The organism is Streptococcus sp. NPS 308, assembly GCF_002355895.1.
Lineage (GTDB): Bacteria > Bacillota > Bacilli > Lactobacillales > Streptococcaceae > Streptococcus.
In genome coordinates this window covers 389596-400000 of record NZ_AP017652.1, presented here as the reverse complement: position 1 = coordinate 400000, position 10405 = coordinate 389596, and the positions used below count along the sequence as shown (strand labels likewise).

Below are 10405 nucleotides of genomic sequence, written 5' to 3'. Positions count from 1 at the left end.
CATCAGAAAATCATTTACAAACCTATAAAGATAGAGCTTTGAAAAACTATAAAAAAGGCGAGTTCTATTCCAAGGCCCTCCTACCCCAATTTCAGATTAATAGTCGCGAAGAGGCCTTCCAACTCATCCAAGAACAAGGACACCTTTTAAAGACTGATGCCTTTATTCACGGTGATGCCTGTCTACCAAACTTTATTCTAAAAGATGCTAGCCGTTTCTCTTGCTTTATTGATCTAGGTTTGGCTGATTTTAGTGATCGTCATATCGATCTCTTTTGGGCAGTTTGGTCTCTAAACTATAACCTAGATAACCCTAAATACGCTGAACTGTTTCTTGACTATTACGGCAGAGAAGAGGTCGATACAAACAAACTTCGACTCGTTGCTGCCTTTGAAGCATTTGGATAAAAGGTAAACCATGAAAATCACAAAACTTGAAAAGAAAAAACGCCTCTACCTGATGGAGCTAGATCATCAGCAAACCTCTTATATCACTAAAGATACCATTGTCCGTTTTATGCTGTCTCGAGATAAGGTCATTAGCAAAGAGGAACTGACCGAGATTCAGGATTTTTCCCAGTTTTCTTATGGTAAAAATCTTGCTCTCTACCATCTATCCTTCAAGGCCCGTACTGAAAAAGAAGTACGAGAGTATCTGGACAAGTATGATATTGAAGATACAATCGCTAGTCAAGTTATCGCTAATCTAAAAGAAGATAACTGGATTAATGACCATCAGTATGCTTATTCCATCATAAATGCCAATCAACTTTCTGGAGATAAAGGACCCTATTTACTAACTCAAAAACTAACTCAAAAAGGAGTTGCTAAATCAACTATTGAAGGTGTTCTAAAGGATTTTGACTATACAGAAGTTGCTCAACGTGTAGCTGAGAAACTGCTTAAAAAATACACCGGAAAGCTTCCTGCCCGCGCTTTGCAAGAAAAGATTATCCAAAACTTGACCAACAAAGGCTTCTCCTATGCTGATGCTAAAAATGCCTTTGACGACTTGGATAGTCAAGTTGACCAAGAAACGACTCAAGAACTCATTTTTAAAGAGCTAGACAAACAATATACTAAATATGCTCGAAAGTATGAAGGATACGAACTTAAACAGCGTTTAACCCAAGTTTTAGCTCGAAAAGGCTATGATTTTTCGGATATAGCCAGCGCTCTCAGAGAATATCTTTAATATTTTCGTGTAAAATTCAAAAAAATTAGACCGATTTATGATATAATAGTAAACGATAAACTTATAAATTGTAGAAAGTTGGTTAGTTATGAAACTTCCAAAAGAAGGCGACTTTATTACAATTCAAAGTTATAAGCATGATGGGAGTCTTCACCGTACTTGGCGGGACACCATGGTACTAAAAACAACAGAGAACGCCATTATCGGCGTCAACGACCACACACTTGTTACCGAAAGTGACGGTCGTCGTTGGGTGACTCGAGAACCGGCTATTGTTTACTTTCACAAAAAATATTGGTTTAATATCATTGCTATGATTCGCGATAATGGGATTTCCTACTATTGCAATATGGCCAGCCCCTACTATCTAGATGAGGAAGCCCTGAAATACATTGATTACGATTTGGATGTCAAGGTCTTCACTGATGGTGAAAAGCGTCTCTTGGACGTTGAAGAGTATGAGCGCCATAAACGCAAGATGAAGTATTCTGATGATTTAGACTATATTTTGAAAGAGCATGTTAAAATCCTTGTTGATTGGATCAACAATGGACGTGGTCCTTTCTCAGAGGCCTATGTCAACATTTGGTACAAACGCTACATAGAACTAAAGAATCGGTAAAGTTGTCAAACTGGGGTGAAAACCCTGGTTTTTTATTTGAAAAACCCAACTTTTCAGCTGGGTTGATTTCTATATATCTAATTTAGTCACAGTAAACTTGATGTGGGAATAGTCTTTTTCAACATCCTTATCCAACAAGAAAGCCGTGGCATCCTTCTTAATCTGAACAAGATCAATATTCTGAGCTTGAGCTGCATAGACGCACCCACAATAACATTGACGATAGATATCATACTCCTCGCACATCTCAACTGAACGCTTGTAGCCTTGATTTTTCTTGAAATCACTTGGAAGATAGTGGGTGGTATAAATCTTTTGCACATCAATTCCGATGCTGTTGATGGTTTGAGAATTCTTATGGGGACTGATGGTCAAAGCTGAACCAAAGTAGTCAAAGCCCAAGTCCATAGCTACCTGAGCTGTTTTGTCCAAACGGTAGTCAAAACAAACCTTGCAACGGTCACCACCTTCGGGTTCTTCTTCCAGTCCTCTGACTAACTTCCGGTATTCATTAGGTTCATAGGGAGCTTCTAGATACTGAACTGTATTGCCTGTTCGCTCATTGAAATCACTGACAAATTTTTTTGTAACGTAAGCCCGCTTGTGATATTCTGCCTTGGGATGGATATTGGAATTGGCAAAATAGATGGTCACATCTGCATACTTTGTTAGATACTCGAGAGTGTAGGTACTACAAGGAGCACAGCAAACATGCATGAGAATAGTTGGACGTTGCTCATTTTTCTCCCAAACCTGAACCATTTTCTGCATAACACGGTCATAATTAATCTTCTGATTGGGATTCATCTTGCTCAGAATTTCTTCTACATCGATCATGTTCTTCTCCTTTTTCTAGTCTTATTTTATCATATAAGTTAGGAGAGCTCAAATCTATTTAGAAGAGGGAACCATAAAAGGAGGGATGCTCATTCCCTCCTTTTGTGTTTCTTATGAATTGTTTAGTATAAACAGCTTACATCATTCCGCCCATCATGCTTGGATCCATGGCTGGAGCAGGTGCTACTGGTTCAGGTTTATTGGCTACGACTGCTTCTGTAGTCAAGATCAAGCTAGCTACAGATGCTGCATTTTGAAGGGCAGAACGGCTAACCTTAACTGGGTCGATGATTCCTTCTTCAATCATATTAACCCACTCACCAGTTGCTGCGTTGAAACCTGTACCAAGCTCAGCATTCTTCAAGCGATCGATAACGATAGACCCTTCAAATCCTGCATTGTGGGCAATTTGACGAACAGGTTCTTCCAAGGCACGGAGAACAATATTGCGTCCTGTTGCTTCATCACCTGTCAATTCCAAATCAGCAACGGCTGGAATGACATTGGCAAGAGCAGTTCCACCACCAGCAACGATTCCTTCTTCAACAGCTGCACGAGTAGCGTTGAGGGCATCTTCGATACGAAGTTTCATTTCCTTCAACTCAGTTTCAGTTGCTGCACCGACCTTGATGACTGCGACACCACCTGACAATTTAGCCAAGCGTTCTTGGAGTTTTTCACGGTCGAATTCAGAAGTTGTGGTTTCGATTTGTGACTTGATAACCGCAACACGGTGAGAAATAGCTTCAGGATTTCCAGCACCTTCTACGATAACAGTGCTATCTTTGTCCACAGTCACTCTAGCTGCTTGACCAAGCGCCTCAATAGTAGCATATTTCAACTCAAGACCAAGATCCTCTGTGATGACTGTTCCACCTGTCAAGATAGCGATATCTTCAAGCATGGCTTTACGACGGTCACCAAAGCCAGGTGCCTTAACTGCTACTACGTTGAAGGTTCCACGAATCTTGTTCAATACAAGGGTTGGAAGAGCTTCGCCATCTACATCATCTGCAATAATCAAGAGCGGACGATTGCTTTGAAGAATACTTTCTAGGAGTGGCAAGATTTCTTGGATATTAGAAATCTTCTTGTCGGTAATCAAGATATATGGATTTTCAAGGTTCGCCACCATTTTTTCGCTATCTGTCACCATGTACTGTGATAGGTAACCGCGATCAAACTGCATTCCTTCAACAACTTCAAGTTCCGTTTCCATACCACGTGACTCTTCGATAGTGATGACTCCATCTTTGCCAACTTTTTCCATAGCTTCAGAGATGTATTCACCAACTTTCTCAGAACGAGAAGATACGGCAGCAACCTGAGCGATGGCTTCTTTGTTGGCAACTGGAATGGCATTGTTTTTCAAAGCTTCTACTGCTGCGGCAACCGCTGCTTCAATCCCCCGACGGATACCGATTGGATTGGCACCTGCAGTAACGTTTTTGATTCCTTCGCGGACGATAGCTTGGGTCAAGACAGTTGCAGTTGTCGTTCCATCACCTGCGATATCGTTGGTCTTCGAAGCCACTTCTGATACCAATTTAGCACCCATATTTTCAAAATGGTCTTCCAACTCGATTTCTTTGGCAATGGTCACCCCGTCGTTGGTGATGAGCGGTGAACCGAATGATTTTTCCAACACAACGTTACGACCTTTAGGTCCCAAAGTTACTTTAACAGTATCTGCTAGAATATCAACGCCACGAACCATAGCTGAACGAGCGTCTGATGAAAATTTAATGTCTTTTGCCATACTTACTTTCTCCTATTATTCTTCAACGATTGCCAAGATGTTAGCTTCACCAACGATGATATACTTTTCATCTCCATCTTTGACATCAATACCCGCATGTGCTTCAACTAAGACACGGTCTCCAGCCTTAACGCTTGGAGCAACCAAGTCACCATTCAAGGTACGAACACCTTGTCCTGTAGCTATAACTTGGGCAGTTTTGGTTTTTTCTTGGGCTGAGCCTGCAAGGACAAAGCCTCCAACGGTTTGTTCTTTTTCTTCGATTTTCAAGACCACACGGTCTCCTAATGGTTTCAACATTTGTCTTCCTCCATAATACAATCATATTATTAGCACTCTTTACATATGAGTGCCAAACCATAGTTCTATTGTATCACTTGGTCAAAAATAGTCAAGAAAAAAGTCTGACTTTTCTCAAGATAAAAAAGCCTAAGATTGACTCAGGCTTTTCTATGCTTAAAATGGCAATTCCTCTTCTTCCAAAACCAAATCCGCCAAATCCTGACCTGCGTTATTTTCACGCATGGCACGTTGGGCACGACTTTCCAAGAGTTGGAATCCTGTCACGAGAACTTCGGTCACATAGTTGGTCTGACCATTTTTCTCAAAGCGACGGGTACGCAACTCCCCATCAACGGAAATGAGACTGCCTTTGGTTGCGTAGCTTGCCAAGGTTTCGGCCAATTTCCCCCCAAAGAACCAGATTGACAAAGTCGGCTTCGCGTTCCCCATTTTGGTCTTTGTACCGACGATTCACAGCGATCGTTGCGCGCGCTACTGACTTGTCATTGTTGGTTTTGTGCAATTCTGGTGTAGACGTCAAACGCCCAATCATGATAACTTTATTATACATATTTTCTTCCTCCTACTTATCTATTCGTAAGGAATCAAAAAAAGTTACAAAAATTTGTAACTTTTCGAAGAAATTTTTTATTTTTTATGCACCATGAAACCTGTCGCCTGTTGATTGGCCATAATGGTCATATCTGTAATCTGCACACGACGAGGCTGACTGGTCACATAGAACACTGTATCTGCAATATCCTGAGCTTGCAGGGCTTCTATTCCCTGATAGACCGCCTCAGCTCGCTCTTTGTCACCATGAAAACGAATTGTAGAGAAATCTGTTTCGACAATGCCTGGCTGAATGGTGGTCACCTTGATGTCCGTTGCGATCGTATCAATTCGAAGCCCATCTGAAAAAGTTTTTACTGCAGCCTTGGTGGCTGAGTAGACCGCTGCACCAGCGTAGGCGTAAATTCCTGCAGTAGAGCCCATATTGATGATATGACCTTGATTTGCCGCAACCATGGAAGGCAAGAAAGAACGAGTAACTGCCATCAAACCTTTGACATTGGTATCCAACATAGTCAGCATATCCAACTCTTCATAGTCTTGATAGGGAGCTAAGCCAAGAGCCAGCCCCGCGTTATTGACCAAGATATCAATTTGCCCTATCGTTTCTAGAATATCGGAGCAGACAGACTTCACCATGGTCATATCCGTCACATCCAGAGGAAAAGTCCAAACTGTTTGATTTGGAAACGTTTCTGCAAGCTCCGACTTGAGAGCTTCTAGTCTGTCTGTCCGTCGCCCTGTTAGGACGACATTCTCCCCCTGCTCCAGATAAGCACGCGCAATTGCTTCACCAATACCTGATGTCGCTCCAGTAATCACTACATTTTTTGCCATCTTATTTCCTTCTATACTAGCGAGACAGATACTGACAACTTCCTAGGCAGTCCAATGTTTTGCTGGGTCGAATGGAGTTCCGACAACTTGGTCTTCTGATAATTCAAGCACCCCTCGTTTTTGCGGAGCATTTGGCAAGGCAAGTTCACGAGGACTGCACATCATGCCAAAACTCTTTTCACCACGAAGTTCACCTGGGAAAATGAGGTTGCCTTTTGGCATCATAGCTCCTGGAAGAGCTACAATGGTTTTCAACCCGACACGCGCATTGGGAGCCCCTGCAACGATTTGCACTGTCTTGTCACTTGCGACTGCTACTTGACAGATATTGAGGTGGTCACTATCTGGATGGGCTACCATCTCGACAATTTCACCAACAACAAACTTAGGTTCCTTGTCATTAACAATTTCCTCTGCAAAACCTTCCGTTTGTAATTCTTGGTTCAAACGAGCTACTTGCTCATCTGTCAAAAAGACTTGACCGCGCTCTGCAATTACAAATAAACTTGAAACTTCGAAAATATTCCAAGCTACTGTTTCCCCATTATCTTTGAGGAAAACACGGGCTACTTTGCCTTTGCGCTCCACGTCTAGTTTGGCATCGCCGCTATTTTTCACGATGACCATAAGGACATCGCCAACATGCTCTTTGTTATATGTAAAAATCATTCTTTCCTTTTTCTCCTATTTCAGTCCTGCTAAAAAGTTGTTAATCTGTTCCTTACTTTTACGGTCACGATTGACAAAACGGCCGATTTCCTTGTCCTTTTCTAGCACAACAAGACTAGGAATTCCGTACACATCCCAGAGTTTGGCCAGATCCAGATACTGGTCTCGGTCCACTCGAATAAAGGTGAACTCTGGATTGGTCTCCTCAATCTCTGGCAAGGCTGGATAGATATAACGACAATCACCACACCAGTCCGCCACAAAAAGGAAGACTTTCTTGCCATCTTTTTCTACTAAAGATGCCAATTCTTCTAAACTTGCAGGTTGTATCATAAGACTTCCTCCTCATAGACTAGGTCTTCATTTTCATAGACAAAGGTATAGTGACGGCCATCCTCGAAAATGACTCCTCCAACAAGTCGCTCTAGGCTACTTTCGTAGACTTGAACATAGAGAGTCGCAATCTCACCCATATCTGAGAAAAGTTCACGCACGATAGCGGTCAACTCTTCTTGAGTCTTCATGAGTTTGTGGTTATCTGCTGCTTTTTTAGCCCCCAAAGCGAGGGCACTTAGACCAGCCACTGTCAAGCCAGTCATCCATAATTTCTTAGCTTTCATACCATTCATTGTAACACAAAAAGGGGTTTAGGACAAATAAGGAAGCAGCAGAAAAGCAAGTAAAAAGCCTCTTCCTTTAGGGAAAAGGACTTCTTATACTCAATGAAAATCAAAGAGCAAACTAGGAAGCTAGCCGTAAGCTGTACTTGAGTACGGTAAGGCGACGCTGACGTGGTTTGAATTTGATTTTCGAAGAGTATTATTCTTATTGCCAGGCGCCTGAGTTGCCAACGTAGTAACCATCAGGTGTGTAGGTATTGCGAAGCATCTTACCTGATGAAGCTAGATAATACCACTTGCCATTATCTTTGACCCAATCATTCGCTAGCATGGCACCAGAAGAACTTACATAATACCATTCTCCCTTGTCATAAACCCAAGTGCTTGCTTTCATAGCTCCTGAAGTTGATAAATAGTACCACTTACCTTGATCATAAAGCCAATCACTAGCAATCATAGCTCCTGATGATTTAAAGGCATACCAGTTGCTACCTTGATAAAGCCAAGTTTGATTGAACATGACTCCTTTATCATTCATAAAGTACCAAGTTCCCTTATCATAAACCCAATCGCTCTGCACTAATTGACCTTGTTTTTGATAGTACCAGTTTTGGTTTGATTTTAGCCATCCTTCTGCTTTTACAATCGGATAAAGTTCTTTGAAAGATCCTCCATTATCATATTTATGACTGATAGTTCTTAGTTTTTCAAGCTTCAACTCACCATTATCATAGTCTGCCCAAGCAAAGAGTTTTTGACCATTGACAGTCTCTGGTAAGGTTGCAGTGTAAGTCTTGGTTTGATAGTCCCATTTAGCATCAAGGTAAGTGTATTGATCATTTGATTCGTTAATACGGTAGTAGCCTCTCTTTACACCTTCATGATGTACATCGTCAACCACTTTAGTGGACCAGGTCTTTACTTCATTTCCGCTCTTGGCTTCTACCTTGATATCTCCTCTATAGCCATATGGAACATAGAAATTCAGGTAACGCCCCTCTACACCAATCATAGACTTGTCCTTTTCTTGACCTAGGAAATTGACAGTCTGATCTTGACCATTGAGACTAACCGTCCACTCGATTTTCTCGGTTTTTGGCAAATCCAAGACTTTAATATCCACTTCATGACCATTGTTAAAACGAAGAATCTTGCCATCTTGATACTGCACTCCACACTTAATAACCCATTCTTCTTTAAGCTCAAATGCCTGCCCTGAATGAGGAAAAGTCAGTAAAGCTAGACCTGCTAAAGATAAACCAATTTTTGTGATTTTTTTCATCGCATATCCTCCTTTTGGATTTATTAAATTCATTATATCACTATGTTGTTTTTTTACAAGTCTTATCCTAAATATGCAAGCAAAAAACCTCTGAGATTGTTCTCAAAGGTTCTGATTTTACTAATTGCTGTTCTCAACTGCTGCAGTAACAAAAGCAGTGTAGAGTTCTTCTGGACGGTTTGGACGGCTGGAAAGTTCAGGGTGATACTGACAAGCCACAAAGAATTTATTTTCAGGAATTTCAACGATTTCTACCAAACGATTATCAGGAGAAACTCCTGAAAAGACAAAGCCTGCTGCCTCAAACTGTTCACGAAAGGCATTGTTAAACTCATAACGGTGACGGTGACGACGTTGCACTACTTCTTGATCATGATAAGCTGCAGCCGCCTTAGAGCCACGTTTCAACTTAGATGGATAAAGTCCCAAACGAAGGGTCCCACCCATATCCTCAACATCAATCTGATCACGCATGATATCAATGATAGGGTATTTTGTTTCTGGTGCAAGTTCTGCAGAATTGGCACCTTCAAGTCCTAAAACGTGACGAGCAAACTCGATACAGGTCAACTGCATTCCCAAGCAGACACCCAACATTGGAACATCATTCTCACGCGCATAACGGATGGCTTGGATTTTCCCTTCCGTACCACGTTGACCGAAACCGCCTGGTATGATGATTCCGTCCGCATCCGACAAGAGCTCCGCCACATTCTCTGCTGTCACATCATTGGCATTGATCCAATTAATCTTCACTTCTGCGTCGTTGGCATAGCCAGAGTGTTTCAAGGCTTCAACCACTGAGATGTAGGCATCTTGCAACTCCACATACTTACCAACAAGAGAAATCTTGACTTGTTTTTTCAGGTTCATGACCTTGTCCACCATGGCTGACCACTCTGTCATATCCGCTGCTGGTGCATCTAGTTTCAAATGGTCACAGACAATTTGGTCCATACCTTGTGCCTGCAAGTTTAATGGAATTTGGTAAAGGTGTTCGACATCCAAAGATTCGATAACAGCTTCCGGAGCCACGTCACAAAACTGAGCTAGTTTATTTTTAATTCCTTGACCAGCTGGTTTTTCTGTACGAATGACCAACATATTTGGCTGGATTCCCAAACTACGCAATTCTTTTACAGAATGCTGAGTAGGCTTGGTCTTCATCTCACCAGCAGCCTTGAGATAAGGAAGCAAGGTTGTGTGGATATACATAACATTATCTGCACCCACATCAGCCTTCATCTGACGAAGAGCCTCTAGAAATGGCAAGGACTCGATATCCCCAACGGTTCCACCAACCTCTGTGATAATGACATCAGAGTCAGTCGTTAGAGCGGCACGCTTGATTTTTTCTTTCAAAGCATCTGTGATATGAGGAATGACTTGAACAGTTGCCCCAAGGTACTCGCCACGGCGTTCCTTACGAAGAACTTCACTGTAGATTTTACCAGTTGTCACGTTGGAATATTTGTTGAGGTTGATATCGATGAAACGTTCATAGTGACCCAAGTCCAAATCTGTCTCAGCCCCGTCATCTGTCACAAAGACTTCCCCGTGCTGGTAAGGACTCATGGTTCCCGGGTCGATATTGATATAAGGGTCAAACTTCTGAATAGTTACTTTGAGACCACGATTTTTCAAGAGACGCCCGAGACTTGCTGCCACAATCCCTTTCCCAATAGACGACACCACACCACCAGTTACAAAAATATATTTCGTAGACATAG

General features: G+C 41.9%; 12 protein-coding genes and 1 pseudogene (1 of these 13 cut by a window edge). 3 read left to right on the top strand and 10 right to left on the bottom strand.

Features of this window, described 5'->3' with window-relative positions:
* From SNAG_RS02185 to ntdP, 3 genes are all read left to right on the top strand, one after another.
* Nucleotides 1–407: the 3' portion of an aminoglycoside 3'-phosphotransferase gene (locus tag SNAG_RS02185; RefSeq protein WP_096406145.1), read on the top strand. 370 nt of this gene lie to the left of the window's left edge; 407 of the gene's 777 nt are visible here — the last part of the coding sequence; the start codon falls outside the window, past its left edge; it ends in the stop codon at nucleotides 405–407.
* A gap of 10 nt (nucleotides 408–417) precedes the next feature.
* Complete coding sequence (recX, locus tag SNAG_RS02180) at nucleotides 418–1194, top strand: recombination regulator RecX (RefSeq protein WP_096406142.1); 777 nt, start codon at nucleotides 418–420, stop codon at nucleotides 1192–1194.
* An 88-nt stretch (nucleotides 1195–1282) separates the two neighbouring features.
* Nucleotides 1283–1816, top strand: a complete 534-nt coding sequence (gene ntdP / locus SNAG_RS02175; protein ID WP_000775318.1) for a nucleoside tri-diphosphate phosphatase — start codon at nucleotides 1283–1285, stop codon at nucleotides 1814–1816.
* A gap of 69 nt (nucleotides 1817–1885) precedes the next feature.
* Here the strand turns inward: ntdP and SNAG_RS02170 are convergent, their stop codons facing one another.
* From SNAG_RS02170 to SNAG_RS02125, 10 genes and pseudogenes are all read right to left on the bottom strand, one after another.
* A complete protein-coding gene (locus tag SNAG_RS02170; protein WP_000567566.1) occupies nucleotides 1886–2653 on the bottom strand; it encodes an epoxyqueuosine reductase QueH in 768 nt (255 codons plus the stop codon).
* Between the two features lie 136 nt (nucleotides 2654–2789).
* Nucleotides 2790–4412 (bottom strand): chaperonin GroEL, encoded by a 1623-nt coding sequence (gene groL, locus SNAG_RS02165; RefSeq protein ID WP_096406140.1) that lies wholly within the window; start codon nucleotides 4410–4412, stop codon nucleotides 2790–2792.
* A gap of 15 nt (nucleotides 4413–4427) precedes the next feature.
* Nucleotides 4428–4712 carry a co-chaperone GroES gene (groES, locus tag SNAG_RS02160; RefSeq protein ID WP_096406137.1) on the bottom strand — a complete coding sequence of 95 codons (285 nt, stop codon included), beginning with the start codon at nucleotides 4710–4712 and terminating at the stop codon, nucleotides 4428–4430.
* Nucleotides 4713–4868: 156 nt separating this feature from the next.
* Nucleotides 4869–5265: pseudogene (locus tag SNAG_RS09995) on the bottom strand (single-stranded DNA-binding protein).
* A gap of 77 nt (nucleotides 5266–5342) precedes the next feature.
* Complete coding sequence (locus tag SNAG_RS02150) at nucleotides 5343–6104, bottom strand: SDR family NAD(P)-dependent oxidoreductase (protein ID WP_096406135.1); 762 nt, start codon at nucleotides 6102–6104, stop codon at nucleotides 5343–5345.
* Nucleotides 6105–6146: 42 nt separating this feature from the next.
* Nucleotides 6147–6773: a YtpR family tRNA-binding protein gene (gene ytpR / locus SNAG_RS02145; protein ID WP_096406132.1), complete on the bottom strand. Its 627-nt coding sequence runs from the start codon at nucleotides 6771–6773 to the stop codon at nucleotides 6147–6149.
* Nucleotides 6774–6788: 15 nt separating this feature from the next.
* On the bottom strand, nucleotides 6789–7106 hold the full coding sequence (locus SNAG_RS02140) for a thioredoxin family protein (protein ID WP_096406130.1): 318 nt from the start codon (nucleotides 7104–7106) through the stop codon (nucleotides 6789–6791).
* Nucleotides 7103–7402, bottom strand: a complete 300-nt coding sequence (locus SNAG_RS02135) for a DUF4651 domain-containing protein (protein WP_002875970.1) — start codon at nucleotides 7400–7402, stop codon at nucleotides 7103–7105. Before SNAG_RS02135 ends, SNAG_RS02140 begins: the two co-directional genes overlap by 4 nt.
* Nucleotides 7403–7598: 196 nt before the next feature.
* Nucleotides 7599–8675 (bottom strand): N-acetylmuramoyl-L-alanine amidase family protein, encoded by a 1077-nt coding sequence (locus SNAG_RS02130; protein WP_172842377.1) that lies wholly within the window; start codon nucleotides 8673–8675, stop codon nucleotides 7599–7601.
* A gap of 120 nt (nucleotides 8676–8795) precedes the next feature.
* Nucleotides 8796–10403: a CTP synthase gene (locus SNAG_RS02125; protein WP_096406127.1), complete on the bottom strand. Its 1608-nt coding sequence runs from the start codon at nucleotides 10401–10403 to the stop codon at nucleotides 8796–8798.
* Nucleotides 10404–10405: the final 2 nt, after the last annotated feature.

Excerpts from the sequence above, each read along its gene's own strand:
- recX (WP_096406142.1), top strand. The coding sequence starts at position 418 with ATGAAAATCACAAAACTTGAAAAGAAAAAACGCCTCTACCTGATGGAG.
- ntdP (WP_000775318.1), top strand. The coding sequence starts at position 1,283 with ATGAAACTTCCAAAAGAAGGCGACTTTATTACAATTCAAAGTTATAAG.
- SNAG_RS02170 (WP_000567566.1), bottom strand. The coding sequence starts at position 2,653 with ATGATCGATGTAGAAGAAATTCTGAGCAAGATGAATCCCAATCAGAAG.
- groL (WP_096406140.1), bottom strand. The coding sequence starts at position 4,412 with ATGGCAAAAGACATTAAATTTTCATCAGACGCTCGTTCAGCTATGGTT.
- groES (WP_096406137.1), bottom strand. The coding sequence starts at position 4,712 with ATGTTGAAACCATTAGGAGACCGTGTGGTCTTGAAAATCGAAGAAAAA.
- SNAG_RS02150 (WP_096406135.1), bottom strand. The coding sequence starts at position 6,104 with ATGGCAAAAAATGTAGTGATTACTGGAGCGACATCAGGTATTGGTGAA.
- ytpR (WP_096406132.1), bottom strand. The coding sequence starts at position 6,773 with ATGATTTTTACATATAACAAAGAGCATGTTGGCGATGTCCTTATGGTC.
- SNAG_RS02140 (WP_096406130.1), bottom strand. The coding sequence starts at position 7,106 with ATGATACAACCTGCAAGTTTAGAAGAATTGGCATCTTTAGTAGAAAAA.
- SNAG_RS02135 (WP_002875970.1), bottom strand. The coding sequence starts at position 7,402 with ATGAATGGTATGAAAGCTAAGAAATTATGGATGACTGGCTTGACAGTG.
- SNAG_RS02130 (WP_172842377.1), bottom strand. The coding sequence starts at position 8,675 with ATGAAAAAAATCACAAAAATTGGTTTATCTTTAGCAGGTCTAGCTTTA.
- SNAG_RS02125 (WP_096406127.1), bottom strand. The coding sequence starts at position 10,403 with ATGTCTACGAAATATATTTTTGTAACTGGTGGTGTGGTGTCGTCTATT.